General features: G+C 60.3%; 13 protein-coding genes. 6 read left to right on the plus strand and 7 right to left on the minus strand.

The genetic code is table 11. The features are described 5' to 3' along the window. Positions 1 to 172 precede the first annotated feature (172 nt). Complete coding sequence (gene ilvD, locus BLW69_RS11825; RefSeq protein ID WP_092662050.1) at positions 173 to 2,008, plus strand: dihydroxy-acid dehydratase; 1,836 nt, start codon at positions 173 to 175, stop codon at positions 2,006 to 2,008. A gap of 110 nt (positions 2,009 to 2,118) precedes the next feature. Here the strand turns inward: ilvD and BLW69_RS11830 are convergent, their stop codons facing one another. Beyond that, the gene (locus BLW69_RS11830; protein WP_092662052.1) at positions 2,119 to 2,484 is read right to left on the minus strand and encodes a lysozyme inhibitor LprI family protein; all 366 of its coding nucleotides are present in this window, start codon (positions 2,482 to 2,484) and stop codon (positions 2,119 to 2,121) included. A gap of 313 nt (positions 2,485 to 2,797) precedes the next feature. Here BLW69_RS11830 and BLW69_RS11835 point away from each other — a divergent pair, with 313 nt between their 5' ends. Then, positions 2,798 to 4,225, plus strand: coding sequence for a DegQ family serine endoprotease (locus BLW69_RS11835; protein ID WP_092662054.1), 1,428 nt, complete (start codon positions 2,798 to 2,800; stop codon positions 4,223 to 4,225). A 13-nt stretch (positions 4,226 to 4,238) separates the two neighbouring features. Beyond that, positions 4,239 to 5,555 (plus strand): replication-associated recombination protein A, encoded by a 1,317-nt coding sequence (locus tag BLW69_RS11840; RefSeq protein WP_062580286.1) that lies wholly within the window; start codon positions 4,239 to 4,241, stop codon positions 5,553 to 5,555. Positions 5,556 to 5,558: 3 nt separating this feature from the next. On the opposite strand, the gene BLW69_RS11845 is transcribed toward BLW69_RS11840, so the two are convergent. The 3 genes from BLW69_RS11845 to BLW69_RS11855 all read right to left on the minus strand — a co-directional run bounded on the left by BLW69_RS11845 (position 5,559) and on the right by BLW69_RS11855 (position 7,498). Then, positions 5,559 to 5,879, minus strand: a complete 321-nt coding sequence (locus BLW69_RS11845; RefSeq protein ID WP_062457672.1) for a DUF1883 domain-containing protein — start codon at positions 5,877 to 5,879, stop codon at positions 5,559 to 5,561. Positions 5,880 to 6,192: 313 nt separating this feature from the next. Beyond that, complete coding sequence (locus BLW69_RS11850) at positions 6,193 to 7,197, minus strand: ketopantoate reductase family protein (protein ID WP_092662056.1); 1,005 nt, start codon at positions 7,195 to 7,197, stop codon at positions 6,193 to 6,195. Positions 7,198 to 7,279: 82 nt separating this feature from the next. Beyond that, entirely contained in the window at positions 7,280 to 7,498 is a 219-nt protein-coding gene (locus BLW69_RS11855; protein ID WP_062457666.1) for a hypothetical protein, read from the minus strand. Between the two features lie 302 nt (positions 7,499 to 7,800). On the opposite strand from BLW69_RS11855, the gene BLW69_RS11860 reads away from it, so the two are divergent. Continuing rightward, on the plus strand, positions 7,801 to 8,427 hold the full coding sequence (locus tag BLW69_RS11860) for an outer membrane protein (protein ID WP_062457663.1): 627 nt from the start codon (positions 7,801 to 7,803) through the stop codon (positions 8,425 to 8,427). Positions 8,428 to 8,650: 223 nt separating this feature from the next. On the opposite strand, the gene BLW69_RS11865 is transcribed toward BLW69_RS11860, so the two are convergent. Further along, positions 8,651 to 10,051, minus strand: a complete 1,401-nt coding sequence (locus tag BLW69_RS11865; protein ID WP_244474035.1) for a peptidoglycan L,D-endopeptidase MepK — start codon at positions 10,049 to 10,051, stop codon at positions 8,651 to 8,653. 401 nt (positions 10,052 to 10,452) lie between these two features. Further along, positions 10,453 to 14,277, minus strand: a complete 3,825-nt coding sequence (locus BLW69_RS11870) for a vitamin B12-dependent ribonucleotide reductase (protein ID WP_092662058.1) — start codon at positions 14,275 to 14,277, stop codon at positions 10,453 to 10,455. Between the two features lie 1,071 nt (positions 14,278 to 15,348). Between BLW69_RS11870 and BLW69_RS22930 the strand changes: the two genes are divergently transcribed. Together BLW69_RS22930 and BLW69_RS11880 are read left to right on the plus strand one after the other, a co-directional pair. Then, positions 15,349 to 15,495, plus strand: a complete 147-nt coding sequence (locus tag BLW69_RS22930; RefSeq protein WP_162238148.1) for a hypothetical protein — start codon at positions 15,349 to 15,351, stop codon at positions 15,493 to 15,495. A gap of 30 nt (positions 15,496 to 15,525) precedes the next feature. Then, a complete protein-coding gene (locus BLW69_RS11880) occupies positions 15,526 to 17,166 on the plus strand; it encodes a M10 family metallopeptidase C-terminal domain-containing protein (protein ID WP_092662060.1) in 1,641 nt (546 codons plus the stop codon). 59 nt (positions 17,167 to 17,225) lie between these two features. Here the strand turns inward: BLW69_RS11880 and gpt are convergent, their stop codons facing one another. Further along, entirely contained in the window at positions 17,226 to 17,723 is a 498-nt protein-coding gene (gpt, locus tag BLW69_RS11885; protein WP_092662062.1) for a xanthine phosphoribosyltransferase, read from the minus strand. Positions 17,724 to 17,735: the final 12 nt, after the last annotated feature.

The following is a 17,735-nucleotide window of genomic DNA, read 5'->3' on the forward strand; positions in this document are numbered from 1 at the left end:
GCCTGGCCGATTTCTAGTGCGCTGGTGAGAACCGTACCGTACCGTACTGTTTTTCGCCCCATTGGTAGTGACACTGGCTTTAGCCTGCAGTAGGACGGAGAAAACAAGGTCCTTTGCGCCGCGTCATCCAACGCGGTAAATAGCAATGGCTGAACGCGATCGAGGAAACACCATGCCTGTCTATCGTTCAAGAACCACGACCCACGGCCGCAACATGGCTGGCGCGCGCGGCCTCTGGCGCGCCACCGGCATGAAGGACGGCGATTTCGGCAAGCCGATCATCGCGGTGGTCAATTCCTTCACGCAGTTCGTGCCGGGCCACGTCCACCTCAAGGATCTCGGCCAGCTGGTTGCCCGCGAAATCGAAGCCGCCGGCGGCGTCGCCAAGGAGTTCAACACGATCGCCGTCGATGACGGCATCGCCATGGGCCACGACGGCATGCTGTACTCGCTGCCATCGCGCGAGATCATCGCCGATTCGGTCGAGTACATGGTCAACGCCCACTGCGCCGACGCCATGGTCTGCATCTCCAACTGCGACAAGATCACGCCCGGCATGCTGAATGCTGCCATGCGCCTGAACATCCCGGCCGTCTTCGTCTCCGGTGGCCCGATGGAGGCCGGCAAGGTCGTCCTGCACGGCAAGACCGTTGCGCTCGACCTCGTCGATGCCATGGTTGCAGCCGCCGACGACAAGATGTCGGACGAGGACGTGACCGCGATCGAAAAGGCGGCCTGTCCGACCTGCGGCTCGTGCTCCGGCATGTTCACCGCAAACTCGATGAACTGCTTGACCGAAGCGCTCGGCCTGTCGCTGCCCGGTAATGGCTCGACGCTCGCCACCCATTCGGACCGCCGTCGCCTGTTCGTCGAAGCCGGTCACCTGATCGTCGATATCGCACGCCGCTACTACGAGCAGGATGACGAACGGGTCCTGCCGCGCAATATCGCCACCAAGGAGGCGTTCGCAAACGCCATGTCGCTCGATATCGCGATGGGCGGCTCGACCAATACGGTTCTCCACATCCTGGCGGCTGCCTATGAGGGCGGCGTCGATTTCGGCATGGAGGATATCGACAAGCTGTCGCGCAAGGTGCCGTGCCTGTCCAAGGTCGCGCCGGCCAAGAGCGATGTCCACATGGAAGACGTTCACCGCGCCGGCGGCATCATGCGTATCCTGGGCGAACTCGAACGCGGCGGTCTGATCAACCGGGACTGCTACACGGTTCACGAAGCAACGCTCGGCGATGCGATCGACCGCTGGGACATCACCCGCACCAATTCCGAGAGCGTCCGCGATTTCTTCAAGGCAGCACCCGGCGGCGTTCCGACTCAGGTCGCGTTCAGCCAGTCCTCGCGTTGGGACGAGCTCGATACGGATAGCGACACGGGCATCATCCGCTCTGTTGAAAATCCCTTCTCCAAGGATGGCGGCCTGGCGGTTCTCTACGGCAACATCGCGGCCGACGGCTGCATCGTGAAGACCGCGGGCGTCGATGAGTCGATCCTCAAGTTCAGCGGTCCCGCTGTCGTCTTCGAAAGCCAGGATGCGTCCGTCAAGGCGATCCTCAGCAACGAGGTCAAGGCCGGCGATGTCGTTGTTATCCGCTACGAAGGTCCAAAGGGCGGACCGGGCATGCAGGAAATGCTCTATCCGACCAGCTATCTGAAGTCGAAGGGCCTCGGCAAGGCCTGCGCGCTGATCACCGACGGCCGATTCTCCGGCGGCACATCCGGCCTGTCGATCGGTCACGCTTCCCCGGAAGCAGCCCAGGGCGGCGCGATCGGACTGGTCCGTCAGGGTGACATGATCGAGATCGATATTCCGAACCGGACCATCCATCTGGCGGTGTCGGATGCTGAACTCTCGGCGCGTCGCCACGAGCAGGATGCACTCGGCTGGAAGCCGTCAGCGCCCCGCAAGCGCAACGTCACGACGGCCCTCAAAGCCTATGCGGCATTTGCGTCGAGTGCTGACAAGGGCGCGGTCCGGATTCTGCCTGAGTAAGTCTCGGGTCGAACCAACCCCGCAGACAGAGATCTCAAAACTTCAAAGGCCTCGGTGCACAATACCGAGGCCATTGTCTTTGATCGTTTCCAATGAACGTCGCTTAAGGACTAAAGCGGCTCTTTGCTCAGTCCGCTAAACGCTTCCTGCAACTGCTTCATCCGCTCCGCATAGGCCGTCGTCAGGCATTGGACGTCTGCCTCGCAAGCCCGACGCTTCTTCAACCAGTCGCTTTGTTCCTGGCGCAGCTGGTCGCGATTGCCCATGGCGAGCAGGCTGGTCAGGATGTCGAATGTGGTGACCATCTTCACATCGGCATCGTTCAGCGTGCGTGTGTCGCAGATCACCTTCTCTTCGGCGACCAGATCGGTCTTCTCGCAATCGAAGCTCGCCGCCGCTGCCGGGCGAGGTGCAAGGGAAAGGCCGGCGCTCAGGACAAGTGCAGCCACGCCGGTGGCCGCGAATATGGTTTTCATGCTGGAACGCTCCTGTGTGCAGTCTCTGGAGCCGATCCCAAACGGCATCGTAAACTCCCAAGGACAAACATGATGCACATGCGCGAGATAGCAAGGATGATAGAGGCTAGGATCGTGCTGAAAAGCCGATGCTTTTTGCGGATCAGCTGGAAGCAGCAACACCCGCCCGCGGGCTTTGTCGGGTACCGTCTTTCCCTGCCTGTGCCAGATACCCATATACGCGGTCGCAAGGACGCGTCATCGGGTTCTCGGCACCTTTCTTTTGCCGCCTGCGGCGCTACAACGTCATCCAGCAATTTGTAAGAGGAATCACATGTCCAGCACGCTCAAGCGACCGTTCGAACGGCATCTCAGGCAGCTCTTGCTCAGCGTCGTCCTGCTCGCGGCATTGGCCCCCGCTGGCGCCTATGCGCAGGACCAGAAGACGGTGCCGCAAAGCCGGCAGGAAATGCAGCTTTCGTTCTCGCCGCTGGTCAAGCAAACCTCCGGTGCCGTCGTCAACGTCTATGCCGAGCGCGTCGTGCAGCGCCCGAACCTGTTTTCCGGCGACCCCTTCTTCGAGCAGTTCTTCGGCCAGCGCATGCCGAACCGTTCGGAAAAGCAGTCTTCGCTCGGTTCCGGTGTCATTCTCTCCGGCGACGGTCTTGTCGTTACCAACAATCACGTCATCGAAGGCGCTGATGATATCAAGATCGCCTTGGCGGACGGCCGGGAGTTTCCCTGCGAACTCGTCCTGAAGGACGAGAGCGTCGATCTGGCCGTGTTGCGGATTAAGGCAAAGGAAAATTTCCCGGTCCTGCCGCTGGCCGATTCGGACCGCACAGAGGTCGGTGATCTGGTGCTCGCGATCGGCAATCCGTTTGGTGTCGGCCAGACAGTCACCAGCGGCATCGTGTCGGCGCTTGCCCGCAACCAGGTGTCTTCGGGTGATTTCGGCTTCTTCATCCAGACCGACGCGTCGATCAATCCCGGTAACTCCGGCGGCGCGCTGATGAACATGAATGGCGAACTGATCGGCATCAACACCGCGATCTTCTCGCGCGGCGGCGGATCGAACGGAATCGGCTTCGCCATTCCGGCAAATCTTGTCAAGGTCTTCCTGGCGGCTGCCTCCGAAGGCAAGTCGGTCTTCGACCGTCCCTATGTCGGCGCGACCTTCGATGCCGTGACCTCTGACGTCGCCGAAGCGCTTGGCTTGAAGGCTGCCCGCGGCGCTCTGGTCTCGCGTGTCGTCGAAGGCGGTCCGGCCGACAAGGCAGGATTGAAGCCCGGCGAGGTTGTCACGGCCGTCAATGGCATTCCAGTCGAACATCCCGATGCGCTCGGCTACCGACTGACGACGGCGGGCCTCGGCAAGGGAGCGAAATTGAGCGTCCAGACGCCCGACGGCATGCGCGACCTCCAGCTTGCGCTCAATTCCGCGCCGGAAAGCACGCCGCGCGACGAGCGGGTGCTGGAAGGCCGCAATCCCTTCGCCGGTCTTCGGATTGCAAACCTGTCACCGAAACTCGCCACGGAACTGCGCATGCCAACGGACAAGAGCGGGGTCGTCGTCACCGACGTCTCGCGCGGCTCGCCTGCCGGTCGTCTTGGCTTCCAGCCACAGGACATCGTCGTCTCGCTGAACGGCGAGGCGGTCGCTTCGACGACTGTCATGGAAAAGATGCTCCGCACCGATCCGGGGTTCTGGCGGGTCGAGATCGAACGCAAGGGCCAGCGTATCCGGCAGTTCTTCCGATGAACGGTAAGGGCTGATGAGCGACGACCTGTTTGCACCGAAAGTCCCAGAAGAGGTCGCCAGCCGGCGGCCGCTTGCCGACCGGTTGCGGCCGAAGACGCTTTCGGAGGTGACGGGTCAGGCTCATCTGACGGGCGACGATGGTGTGCTTCGTCGCATGATCGATTCTGGCTCACTTGGATCGATGATCTTCTGGGGTCCGCCCGGTACCGGCAAGACGACCGTCGCCCGGTTGCTGTCAGGCGAGGCGGGGCTCGCTTTTGAGCAGATTTCGGCGATCTTTTCCGGCGTCGCGGATTTGAAGAAGGTGTTCGAATCGGCACGCCTGAGACGCATGCAGGGCCGCCAGACACTTCTCTTCGTCGACGAGATCCATCGCTTCAACCGCGCCCAGCAGGACAGTTTCCTGCCCGTCATGGAAGACGGCACGGTGATCCTAGTGGGCGCTACCACCGAGAACCCGAGTTTCGAACTCAACGCCGCTCTTCTCTCTCGCGCGCGCGTTCTGACCTTCCGCAGTCACGACGAGGAGAGCCTCAGCGAACTTTTGGAACGCGCTGAGCAAGTGGAGGCAAAGCCGCTGCCGCTCGATGACGGCGCGCGTGCAAGCCTGATCCGGATGGCGGACGGAGACGGCCGTGCGGTTCTGACGCTCGCCGAGGAAATCTGGCGTGCGGCAAGGACGGGTGAGGTGTTCGACACCGTCGGTCTCACCGAGATCGTCCAGCGCCGCGCCCCTGTCTACGACAAGGCACAGGACGGCCACTACAATCTCATCTCCGCGCTCCACAAGTCGGTGCGGGGCTCGGATCCCGATGCCGCACTGTATTACCTCGCGCGGATGTTCGATGCCGGCGAGGACCCGCTCTATCTCGGCCGACGTCTGGTCCGGATGGCCGTGGAGGATATCGGCCTTGCCGACCCGCAGGCGCTTGTCGTGTGCAACGCCGCCAAGGATGCCTACGACTATCTAGGCTCGCCTGAAGGGGAGCTGGCGCTGGCGCAGGCCTGCGTCTACCTGGCGACCGCTCCGAAATCGAATGCGGTCTATATGGCCTTCAAGGCGGCGACCCGGGCTGCCAAGGAAAACGGCTCGCTTCTGCCACCCAAGCATATCCTCAATGCCCCGACCAAGCTGATGAAAGCCGAGGGCTATAATGACGGGTATCGCTACGATCACGACGAGCCCGACGCGTTTTCAGGCCAGAATTACTTCCCCGAAAAAATGGGCCGCCAGACCTATTACGATCCGCCGGAGCGCGGCTTCGAGCGTGACATCAGAAAGCGTCTCGACTGGTGGTCAAAACTGCGCAAGGAGCGCGGCGGCAGCTAAGCCTCAGGAAGCCCTGGCGATGCCTGGTTTCTGCGCCTGACCCGGTGCCGCGACGAGCCTCACCGAGGACTCGGCCAGAGCATGATGCCCTTCCATATCCACCACCAGATGCCAGTGGCCGTTCTCCGGAACGGCGATCCGCAGCGGCGATTTCTTCGCAACGCCGCCGACGAACTTGAAATCGAGTTGTTCCGTAAACCGCTGGTAGTTCGCAGCAGTCATCAGGCGGACGTTGTTCACGCCATTGAGCGTGACTTCAATGATTGTGCCGGCGCGCTGCGGTTTGAGATCATAATGCGTGTAGCGAAAATTCGGACCTGCCATGCTTGCCTCATTCATGCCAGTATATGGGTACAACAATCCTACAGACACCCGGTTAAAGATCTATGGAACCTACTGCGTTCCTGGGTGTTATTTAAGCATGATGCCGACGCGCTGAGCCACCAGCCCGCTGGCAAGACAGATAAAGCAAGGCGATGTTTCCCCCGCGTCGCCCAAAAACGACAAAATATTTGACCTCCAATCTACCTGGTCTCGCTGTTCCCCGCAGCGGGACTTTTCTTTTTTCGGTTTCGTAAAAACCCGTCTCTACAAAGACTTGAAGCGTTTTCCGGACTCAGGTCGAGAGCAATTTGATTCAGTTTGTGAGGTGCTGGCGGTCCAGTTGGGCGGTCAGCGCAAAGATGGTTTCGCACACGGGCGTCGGCACGCCGGCCAGTTTCCCGAGCGACACGACCATGCCCGTCAACGGCACGATCTCCAGCGCCTTGCCCGCAAGTAGATCCTGGAGCATCGAGGTTTTTACTGGCCCGAAACCTTGCGCTCTCGCAAACATTTCATCGGCGGTCTGGCTGAACCTCGCACCAAAGGCGGTGCCGACCGCCTGAACCTCGTTGATGATTTTCCGAACGATTTCGGCGATATCCGGGTTTGACATCATGTCGATCATCAAGGCGCGGGTGAGTGCGCTGATGGGATTGAAGGCGGCGTTGCCACGAAGCTTCGCCCAGATCTCGTCTCTGATCCGCGGCGTTGCCTTGGCATCGAGATCGCAGCGCTGGAAGAGGTCCACGATCGCCGACAGGTCGTCGGACATCTCGCCGCTGGGTTCGCCGAGAAAGAAATGCCCTTTGCCGTTCAGGCGGGTCTTGCCGGGCTCGATGATTTCCGCACCCTGATACGCGACGCAACCGATCACGCGTTCCGGACCGATGGCGTTCCAGATACAGCTGTCTGCGTCGAGCTCGGGGATTTGCCGGCCTCCAAAGCCGCTTTCCATGTCCCCATGGAAATACCACCAGGGAATTCCGTTCAGGATCATCACGACGCGCGTGCTTTCGCCAAGCAGTGCCGCTAGACCATCTGTTGCGGCTGCGAGCTGATGGCCCTTCAAACCGGTAATGATAAGATCCTGTGGAGGCAGACTGAACGGATCATCCGTCGCGGCAACCCGTACGCGGACCGGATCGATGCCCGTGTCTTCATAAACGATGTTTAACCCGTTCTCTCGGATTGCCTTAAGCTGTGCGCCTCGCGCCACAACTGACAGCTCCGTGTCGGCTCCTGATCCCGCCGCTATCTTTGCGGCAAATGCACTTCCGAGCGCGCCCGCGCCATATACGCAAATTCTTCTGAACGTCATCTGTCCTCGCTGCATTCCGACGTAAGTCGGAAGCAGTGTAGGGGAGCGGTAGAAGCGAGGCGACCGATAATTTCGGCCGGTCCTAGTGCGAGGGGTTGTTCGGCAGCAGTTCGTTCATTCGCAGTTCGTCGATTGCTGTGACAGCCTCTTCTGCGGTCCAGCCGGCCTTGAGGGCCGCTGCAATCATCCTTACTTCCGCCTCTTCCTCGAGCGCAAGAAACAGCGGCTCGAGCGCTTCCTGGACGGTCAGAACATTCTCCTCCGGCGACGGGACGGACTGCCGTGCGGTATTCGTCAGCATGTGCGGTTCTCCTCTGTGATGGTCGAATCTATCCAATTTAACGACCCCCGAAAAGGTTCCCAAAAAACGTCGATTTTGCGGGCTTTCTGGCATCCCGATATCGTGATCTGAAGATATCGCACAAAGGTCGTTGCGAACGGTCGCAGTTAACGATGCGTTTATGAATTCGTGAAAATAAATCGCAATACGGTGCGGGATTGTCCTCGCTATCTGGGCTGGGTTGCCTGGATCGTCCCGCGGCTTTCAGCCGGTTGTATCGCCTGCGCATCCGCCACTTGCAGGCTTTGTATGGAGTAAACGCAATGACCCAGAAGACACTTGCCCTGGCGCTCGTCGCCGCCTTTGCCGCCAGCCCCGTTATGGCTGCGGATCTCACCAGCGCCTATGAGGCGCCCGCCTACAGCGAACCTGCGAGCGAACCGGCCGGTTGGTCAGGTGCTTATGTCGGTGGACACGGCGGTGTAACGTCGCCGAGGATCAACCCGTTTGCCAGCGGCAAGGGCCTCAACCTCGGCGTTCACGGCGGCTACAACCACGACCTGGGCGGCGCTATCGTTGGTGGCGAACTCGATTACTCCTATCTCGGCGATGCCGACGTGAAGGCCCGCGGCGGCAAGCTGTCCGAGCGTCATCGCATGGCCGCAAAGGTCAAGGCTGGTGTTCCGCTCGACCAGACGCTGCTTTACGGCACGACCGGTCTTGCCATGACGAAGTATCGCGATGGCGACAATGTTACCGGCCCGGACGGCTGGAAGCCTGGCCTCCTGCTGGGTGCCGGCATCGAGCAGAAGCTGACCGGCAACATCTCGGCCCGCGTCGAGTACAACTATGTCATGACCGACAACGTCAAGAGCTCCTACCAGGGCGTCGAAACCCGTAAGGACGTTCATGACCACTCGGTTACCGCTGGCGTGAACTACAGGTTCTGATTAATCCGGTCACACCCGGAACGGAAAAGGCTCGCTCACGCGGGCCTTTTTTCGTTGGGGATCTGGGCTGAGCCGCCTCAACGGTTTGCCTATCGATGTCCGTCGGGAAACGCTGCGAGCCACAACTTCTGCCCCATCGCTCATCCCATAAACTCAAAAGGCCCGCAATCGCGGGCCCTCTTCATGATCGGTATGAAAACGATGGGTCTGAACCGGTGGCCGATCAGCCGTCCGACCAGAACCGGCTGTGATCGAACTCTTCGGCAATACCGAGCGGCAGAGGCTCTGCGTTGCTGGGTTTTGCAGTCAGATCCGTCAGCGTGCGGCCGACGACGAGCGGCGCGGTCATTCCGGTCGATGCGCCGGGGGGCGAGATCGCCCAGGAGATCAAAACGTCTTCGCCATCAAACTCGTCTTCCGGATCGATCTGCGGCCCGGTGATCGGCAGCGATGCCAGCGAGTGTCTTGGTTCTGGAAGTCCTTTCGCCGGCGCAGCAAGGGCGAGGGCGGGTACGAAGCCCGGTGCAGGGCGAGGCAGCATCGGCATGCTGTTTCCGAGCGCGGACGCCGATGCGGCCGTCGGTGCCGGACCAAGCGAGGCGGTTTCGATGACGGCGGCAGGAGCCGATGACGCGGTTTCAGCCGCCGGACGCAGGCCCGGGGCCGGGATTGCGAGAGATGCCAGATCGGCAAAGGCGGGTACCGGCGCCACGGCAACCGTCGCACGCGCCGATGGCCGTGGCGTCGTCTGCTCGTCGAGTGCTGCAAGCGCGCGGCTGCGTGGTGTTGGCAGCATCGCGGTGATCAGGCCGCTGCCGACCCGTTTTCCGGCACCAGCATCATCGTCGGCCTCGATATCTATGGTCGCACGCGCAATAGCGATCGACTTGCCGCTGCCACGGCGTTTGAGATCGGCCATCGCGACGCTATAGCCCTGGAGCGGTCTTCCGTCGGCGGGAACATGGATGGTTCTGCCGTTCGGGAAGATACGCGCCAGCTCCTGCCGCGACAGACGTGGCCAGGCTCGGACATTGCCGACATCCACATGCAGGAAGGGCGAGCCGGATGTCGGGTAATAACCGACGCCGCCGCCCTGTATCTGAACAGCGATGGCCCGCAGCGTCGAAAGCTTGACGCCGGGAATGTAGAGATCGATCGCCTTGCCAAGCATATGCTGGCTCTTGCGCGCAACCCCGGTGGAGCGTGAGCGACCGCGCAGCATGTTGTTGGTGGCAGGCGAACGATAGGCCGATACGACGTGGATGTAATTGTTGGTGCCGGAACGCTCGTAGATCTCCCAGACAAGATCGAGCAGGTTCGGATCCATTCGCGCCGTCTCGTTGCGGCGCCAGTCGCGCAGGAACCGGTTCATCTGGGCAAGACCCTTCTGATCCAGCCTGCCGTCCCGCTTGTAGGTAATCGTCGCCTTTTCGCCCGTATGGGTAAAATAGAGCTTGAGAGACCGATCCTCGGCAAAGGCAAACGACGCCGATCCCAACAGAGCCGCCACCGCAAGCCCGGCAGCGCCCGCAGACCGTGCAGCCTTGCCGGCCGCTTGCGAGGCGAGGTTCACAAGTGCGCGTGCAGCACCGGGTACAGACTTAATCGACAGAGACTGGGACACGACAAACCCGCTTTACGCAAACTGTGACAGCGGGATGCGAAAACCGCAGCCCGGCGAATACGGGACCATTATGGTCAACGAAAAGCTAACGGGAGGTTGATGCCCGCAAGGCGAAGTGCGGTGACACGGCTTTGTGAAGTGGGGTGGGCCACGCGAGCGTCAAACCGGATTGCAGGTCATGCCGTTGCTGGCCGTGGGTCGCCAGCGCTCTAAGCTCGGTTCCTCGCTTTTGGCATACACGGGAAAGACTGTTTCGAGGGAACAGCTACGAACAGCGTTTATTCAGTGTTTGACGAAAAGGCCGCAAGAAAAATCCCCGCACTGAACATCATCAGTGCGGGGATCAGGTTAGACTAATTTGGCTCAGGTGAGGGCTAGCCGCTCACCAATCCCGTCTCAAATCAGCTGCAGCCGCTCGTTGCGCCGCAGGTGTCGCACTTTTCGCATGTTCCGTTGCGGACCATGGTGAAGTTCTGGCACTCGGTGCACATGTTGCCGGTGTAGCCCTGCATGATCGACTTCATCCGGCGATCGGCTTCCTTCTTCTTGGCTTCCGCCTTGGCAGCGGCAGCGTCTGCCTCAGCCTTGTCGGAGAAGAGGGCGGTTGCGACCTGCTGGCCTTCGTCGGCAAGCTGCTCGTCGGCGATGTCATCTGCCACTTCGCGAGGCCGCTCTTCGTAGTCGCGCTTGAAGGACACGACTTCCGATGTGGAGATCGCAAGCGTGGTTTCGAGCTTGCGGGCAGCCGAGCCGGCAAACGAGGTGACGTTGCCGCCGCCGCTGCCGACCGAGGCCTTTGCCGCGGAGCCCCCTGCCGAACCCTTCGGCTCGTTGCCGGCCAACCGGTCGGAACCACCCGAGACGAGTGTCGGCTTGTAGCCGCGCGTCCAGCCGGTGGAGAGAAGGTTGGTCTTGCCTTCCTCGATACCCTTGCCAAGTGCCGTCTGCGAGAAGTCCGACGTATCCACATGCGCCAGATCGTGACGGCCGAGATAGGACACGGCCAGTTCGCGGAACACGTAGTCGAGGATCGACGTGGCGTTCTTGATCGCGTCATTGCCAGTCACGATGCCGGCCGGCTCGAACTTGGTGAAGGTGAAGGCCTCCACATATTCTTCAAGCGGCACGCCGTACTGGAGACCGAGCGAGATGGCGATGGCGAAGTTGTTCATCATCGCACGGAAGGCGGCGCCTTCCTTGTGCATGTCGATGAAGATTTCGCCGATGCGGCCGTCACCGAATTCGCCGGTACGCAGATACACCTTGTGTCCGCCGACATTGGCCTTCTGGGTGTAACCCTGGCGGCGGTTTGGCAGCTTTTCCCGTTCGCGGGTGACGCGTTCGACAATCCGCTCGACTATCTTTTCGGTGATCGTCACGGCCTGTGCGGCAGTTGGTGCTGCAATCAGGTCCTCGATCGCGTCCTCTGCATCGTCTTCGTCGATCAGCGAGGCGTTGAGCGGCTGCGACAGCTTCGAACCATCGCGGTAGAGGGCGTTGGCCTTCAGAGCCAGCTTCCAGGACAGCATGTAGGCCGCGCCGCAATCTTCGACGGTTGCCTCGTTCGGCATGTTGATCGTCTTGGAGATTGCGCCGGAGATGAACGGCTGGGCGGCCGCCATCATGCGGATGTGGCTTTCAACCGACAGGTAGCGCTTGCCGATCTTGCCGCACGGGTTGGCGCAATCGAACACCGGCAGATGCTCGTCCTTGAGGAACGGTGCGCCTTCCAGCGTCATCGCACCGCAAACGTGGATGTTGGCAGCTTCGATGTCCTTCTTCGAGAAACCGATATGCTCAAGCAGGTTGAAGCTCATGTCGGCGAGCTGCTCGTCGGAAACTTTCAGGGTTTCCTTGAGGAAGTCGGTGCCGAGCGTCCACTGGTTGAACACGAACTTGATGTCGAAGGCAGCCTTGGTTGCGCCGTTGATGGCAGCGATCTTCTCGTCGGAGAAGCCCTTCGCCTTCAGCGAACCGGGATTGACGCCGGGAGCCTGGTTGATGTTGCCGTGACCGACCGCATAGGCCTCGATCTCGGCAAGCTGGCTTTCGGTATAGCCGAGGCTGCGAAGCGCTTCCGGAACGGCACCGTTGATGATCTTGAAGTAGCCGCCGCCGGCGAGCTTCTTGAACTTGACCAGCGCAAAGTCGGGCTCGATGCCAGTCGTGTCGCAGTCCATCACGAGACCGATCGTGCCTGTCGGCGCAATCACTGTTGTCTGCGCGTTGCGATAGCCGTGCTTTTCACCCAGCTGCAGCGCCTTGTCCCAGGCAGCCTTTGCATGGACGACGAGATCCTGGTCCGGGTTTTCCGAGTGGATCAGCGCAACCGGATCGACCGACAGCTGCTCGTAGCCGGAGGTTTCGCCGTAAGCTGCGCGGCGATGGTTGCGGATGACCCGCAGCATGCTCTCGCGGTTCGGTGCGAAATTCGCGAACGGTCCGAGTTCGCCGGCCATTTCGGCAGACGTCGCATAGGCAACGCCGGTCATGATCGCGGTCAGCGAGCCGGCAATGGCGCGGCCTTCCTTCGAGTCATACGGAATGCCCGACGACATCAGGAAGCCACCAATGTTGGCATAGCCGAGGCCGAGCGTGCGGTACTGGTAGGAGAGTTCGGCAATTTCCTTGGACGGGAACTGCGCCATCATGACCGAGACTTCGAGAACGACGGTCCACAGGCGGACCGAATGCTCGTAATCGGCAATGTTGATGTTCTTCGTCGCCGGGTTCTTGAACTGAAGAAGGTTCAGCGAGGCAAGGTTGCAGGCCGTGTCGTCGAGGAACATGTATTCCGAGCACGGGTTCGAGCCGCGGATCGGTCCACCGGCCGGCGACGTGTGCCAGTCGTTCATCGTCGAGTTGAAGTGGATGCCCGGATCGGCAGATGCCCATGCGGCATAGGAAATCTGTTCCCACAGGTCCTTTGCCTTCAGCGTCTTCATGACCTTGCCGTCCTTGCGGGCGGTCAGGTTCCAGTCGCCGTCATTCTCGACCGCCTTGAGGAAGTCGTCCTTCAGCGAAACGGAATTGTTGGAGTTCTGGCCGGAGACAGTGAGGTATGCTTCCGAATCCCAGTCGGTGTCGTAGGTCTTGAACTCGAGATCCTTGTAGCCCTGACGGGCGAACTGGATGACGCGCTTGACGTAGTTTTCCGGAACCTGGTCCTTCTTGGCGGCCTTGATCTCGCGCTTCAGGGCAGGGTTCTTCAGCGGGTCGTAGCACTCGTCGCCATCGGCTTCGCAATTGACGCAAGCCTTCATGATCGCCTTCAGATGACGGCTGACGATCTTGGAACCGGTGACGAGGGCCGCAACCTTCTGCTCTTCCTTGACCTTCCAGTTGATGTATTCCTCGATATCCGGATGGTCGATATCGACCACGACCATCTTCGCTGCGCGGCGCGTCGTGCCGCCCGACTTGATGGCGCCGGCTGCACGGTCACCGATCTTGAGGAAGCTCATCAGGCCGCTGGAGCGACCGCCGCCCGAAAGCTTTTCGCCTTCGCCGCGCAGATGGCTGAAGTTGGAGCCGGTGCCGGAGCCGTACTTGAACAGGCGGGCTTCGCGAACCCACAGGTCCATGATGCCGCCTTCGTTGACGAGGTCATCGCCGACCGACTGGATGAAGCAGGCATGCGGCTGCGGATGCTCGTAAGACGACTTCGACTTGGTCAGCTTGCCGGTGAACGGGTCGATATAGAAATGGCCCTGGCCGGGACCGTCGATGCCATAGGCCCAGTGCAGGCCGGTGTTGAACCACTGCGGGCTGTTCGGCGCAACGCGCTGGGTGGCAAGCATATAGGCAAGCTCGTCCATGAACGCGGACGCGTCGTCTTCCGACGTGAAATAGCCGCCCTTCCAGCCCCAGTAGGTCCAGGTACCGGCAAGACGCGAAAACACCTGGCGCGCATCGATTTCCGAACCGTAGCGCTCGCCTTCGGGAAGATCGCGCAGCGCCTTTTCATCGGCAACCGAACGCCAGAGGAACGACGGAACGTCGTTTTCTTCGACTTTCTTCAGGCGCGCAGGCACGCCGGCCTTGCGGAAATACTTCTGCGCCAGAACGTCCGTCGCAACCTGCGAGAACTGCGTGGGCACGTCGATATCCGCAAGCCGGAAGACGATCGAGCCATCCGGATTACGGATCTCGCTGGTTGCCTTGCGGAATTCAATCTCTCCGTAGGCGCCCGTTTCCGGCTTGGTGAAACGACGTTCGATGCGCATTGCCTAATCCCTCGTCAGTGAGGCGCCACTCGATGGGGCGCACGTGTTCATGCCGGCTGCTCGCCATCATGGGCAGCCGGTCAAAATTTTATCACCCAGTGAAACATCATGGATGGCATGTCTGTATCTTGTGATGGATGGTGGCTGCAAACACTAAATATAGTATTAACAGTTTCTTTCCGCCAGCGCCAGCACCGTTTCAGCAGACCATCGAGCGGCCATGGAAATCCGTCACCAGGCGATCCTCAAGAACCGCCACGACCTGCAGGAAACCCATTTTGACTCGAAAAAGAACCGGCCTCGTTACTCCCGGTCCAGTCGCCGCCGCAACCTGATGGCAATGTCGACCTCCAGGGGAGATTCGTCAAGCCGTAGTTGTTAGTGGTTTCGTAACCACAAGATATTGTAGGTTTGGCTGTGGATAACGGGGAAGAAAAAACGTTGAGGAATCTCAGTGATTTACGACGTCAAGTACCGGACTGCGCAAAGTTCACGCAATTGGACGGCGTTCGCGATCAGGACTGCTTCGACAGTGCGACGCCTGTAAAGCAGGGACTTTGCCTATGCTCTGAAGCATCTGTGTGACACCGGCGACAATTTCGGATTAATTTCGAGGTTGGGAAAATGCGGTTCGCTCTGTTGACAGCCGGAAATGTTTCCAAACGGCACGTCTTGCAGGGGTAAGTCCATCGCTCCGATTTCTCATCCCTCGTATTCCGCAAATGTACCATAAACGGTTTTCGTATATCTAACCGGGATGCAAGTAGGTTTCGCAAAAAGCGAGTTCAAAAGAGGGAGCCCGTGATGTTCGGCGACGTCGTTGCACGGCATAGTCGTCAGGCAATCTTTCGCACACTCGGGCTCGCGCTGATCTGTACCTCCGGCTCGCTCCCCGCGTTTGCCGATGCGACGCAACGACCTTCGTATCGTTGCGAATTTGCGCATACCATGGATACTGCAGTTTCGAGATCCGCCTGTAATGCTGTCCGCTCCACAGTCGAGCAGATGACGGGTCGAGGACCTGGTTATGGACAGTTCGTCTTCGAGGTAACGCGCGCTCGCACAAACAGCGTGTCTGCGAGATTGCGCTGGAAGGCAGACGGAGCTGCTGGCTGGCGTTCCGGACCGGTCGTGACGACCGTCGTCTCGGACGCGGCTTTGAATGACGATATTCTGAAGGCATTTGCCCGGCAGCTTGTCGAGGCATCAGGATTTTGAATGGCCACAGGAAGGCCGGGGGAGACTTGAATGGCGACTTACACGGAAGAGACTGACGCAGCGGCTAGCCGTTCCACGGCCTACAAGATCGCTGCCGGCGACACGTTCACCGGCGCGCTGGCGACCGGAGATGCCGATTGGATCAAGGTCTCGCTTACGGCAGGCAAAGCCTATCAGTTCGACATGTCGGGGACGGTCGGCTGGGCCGGTCTGCAGGTCATGGACGCGGACGGCATCGCGATTGATATCGACGAGAACAGTCTCGACACGGACTTCGAGAAGTCGACGCTCAGCGTCTTTGCCGAAAAGAGTGGCACCTACTATATCCGCGTCGGCAGTCACGACGACGAATGGTCAGGCGACTATGCGCTGAAGACGACGGTTGTTACCGCCCCGAAATTCGCAAGCTACGATACGATCGCCAAGCAGTTGACCACGGATTTCTGGACCAGCGACGGCGGCACGCCCTTCAAGTTCAATATCGCGGCCGGCGGCACGTTGACCGTCAACATCGGTGCGCTGACCACCCAGGGCCAGCAGCTGGCCAAGTGGGCTCTCACTGCCTGGACGGAAGCCTCCGGCATCAAGTTCAAGTTCGTGTCCGGTTCGGCACAGATCTCCTTCGACGACAAGGAGGGCGGCGCTTACGGCGGATCGACGTCGATCATCGGCGGTTTCACCACGGCGTCTTTCGTCAATGTGGCGGCAAGCTGGATCACCGACTACGGCGCGGGCGCAGACAGCTACACGATGTCCACCTATGTGCACGAGATCGGTCATGCGCTGGGGCTCGGCCATGCGGGCAACTATGACGGCAACGCCACCTGGGGCATAGACAACCGGTTCGAAAACGATTCCTCACAACTGACGGTGATGTCCTATTTCGACGATCAGGTCAGTGTCTGGGCCGGTGGCTCCGGCACCACTTCCATCACGCCGATGATGGTGGACGTCCTTGCCATCCGCAACCTCTACGGGACCACGGCGATCAGTCCGGGCAACACGACCTACGACCTGAAGTCCGACTTCCTCGGCAAGGATGTCGCGATGAACCTGGTCGATACCGGCGGCAGCGATACGCTGAATTTCAGCTGGGCGTCGGGAAACCAGCGGATCGACCTCAATGCTGAGGAATTCTCGAGCGTCTCGGGCGGGATCAACAATCTCTCGCTGTCGCGGGGCACGGTGATCGAGAACGCGATCGGCGGCAAGGGCGTGGACGTCATCGTCGGCAACGCGGTCGCCAACATCCTCGAAGGTCGGGCTGGACAAGACAAGCTGATCGGCAACGGCGGCAACGACAAGCTGATCGGTGGTACCGGAAACGATACCCTGACCGGTGGCAGCGGCAAGGACACGTTCGTCTTCAGTTCGGCGCTGAACAGCTCAACGAATGTCGATACGATCACCGACTTCTCGGTCGTGGACGATCTGATCCATCTGGAGAACGCGATCTTCACCGCCTTCACCAAGAACGGAGCGATTTCCAGCGGCAATTTCCTGAAAAGCACGTCGCCAACGGCCAAGGACAGCAACGATTTTCTGGTCTACGAAACCGATACCGGAAATCTGTTCTACGATGCCAACGGCAGCAAGTCCGGCGGCTCGGTGATGATCGCGCATCTCGATAAGAGCCTGGCGCTGAGCTATCAGGATTTCCTGATCGTCTGAAACCGGTTGCGCGAAGACAGACCGGCACGGGTGAGCCGGTCTGGATGTCGTGTGGCAGTTCAGCCCTTGTGGCCCTTGGCGATCGGCTCCTGGTAGGTGAAGCCCATATCCCACGGGAAATAGATCCAGGTATCCTGGCTGACCTCGGTCACGAACGTATCGATCATCGGCACGCCCGACGGCTTTGCATAGACGCAGCCAAAATGCGCCTTTGGCAGCATGGCACGCACCTCGGAGGCTGTCTTGCCGGTGTCGGTCAGGTCGTCGATCACGAGTATGCCAAGCCCACCGTCTTCGCAGAGCTCGGGCGAAATCCCTTTCAGAAGGTTCATCTCACCCTGGTTGACGTAGTCGTGGTAGGACGCGATGCAGACGGTCTCGATCAGGCGGATGTTCAGCTCGCGCGAAATAATCGCCGCCGGCACAAGGCCGCCGCGCGTGATGCAGACGATCGCTCTGAACTCCTGACCCAAACCGGCGAGACGCCACGCCAGCGCGCGCGCATCACGGTGGAACTGGTCCCAGGAGACGGGGAAAGCTTTTTCGGGAAGAGACATTGGAGAGCCTTG

This window comes from Rhizobium sp. NFR12 (genome assembly GCF_900108545.1).
Classification (GTDB): Bacteria; Pseudomonadota; Alphaproteobacteria; order Rhizobiales; family Rhizobiaceae; genus Neorhizobium; species Neorhizobium soli.

Bases quoted from the DNA above. Each gene is read 5' to 3' on its own strand.
- ilvD (WP_092662050.1), top strand. From the start codon at position 173: ATGCCTGTCTATCGTTCAAGAACCACGACCCACGGCCGCAACATGGCT.
- BLW69_RS11830 (WP_092662052.1), bottom strand. From the start codon at position 2,484: ATGAAAACCATATTCGCGGCCACCGGCGTGGCTGCACTTGTCCTGAGC.
- BLW69_RS11835 (WP_092662054.1), top strand. From the start codon at position 2,798: ATGTCCAGCACGCTCAAGCGACCGTTCGAACGGCATCTCAGGCAGCTC.
- BLW69_RS11840 (WP_062580286.1), top strand. From the start codon at position 4,239: ATGAGCGACGACCTGTTTGCACCGAAAGTCCCAGAAGAGGTCGCCAGC.
- BLW69_RS11845 (WP_062457672.1), bottom strand. From the start codon at position 5,879: ATGGCAGGTCCGAATTTTCGCTACACGCATTATGATCTCAAACCGCAG.
- BLW69_RS11850 (WP_092662056.1), bottom strand. From the start codon at position 7,197: ATGACGTTCAGAAGAATTTGCGTATATGGCGCGGGCGCGCTCGGAAGT.
- BLW69_RS11855 (WP_062457666.1), bottom strand. From the start codon at position 7,498: ATGCTGACGAATACCGCACGGCAGTCCGTCCCGTCGCCGGAGGAGAAT.
- BLW69_RS11860 (WP_062457663.1), top strand. From the start codon at position 7,801: ATGACCCAGAAGACACTTGCCCTGGCGCTCGTCGCCGCCTTTGCCGCC.
- BLW69_RS11870 (WP_092662058.1), bottom strand. From the start codon at position 14,277: ATGCGCATCGAACGTCGTTTCACCAAGCCGGAAACGGGCGCCTACGGA.
- BLW69_RS11880 (WP_092662060.1), top strand. From the start codon at position 15,526: ATGGCGACTTACACGGAAGAGACTGACGCAGCGGCTAGCCGTTCCACG.
- gpt (WP_092662062.1), bottom strand. From the start codon at position 17,723: ATGTCTCTTCCCGAAAAAGCTTTCCCCGTCTCCTGGGACCAGTTCCAC.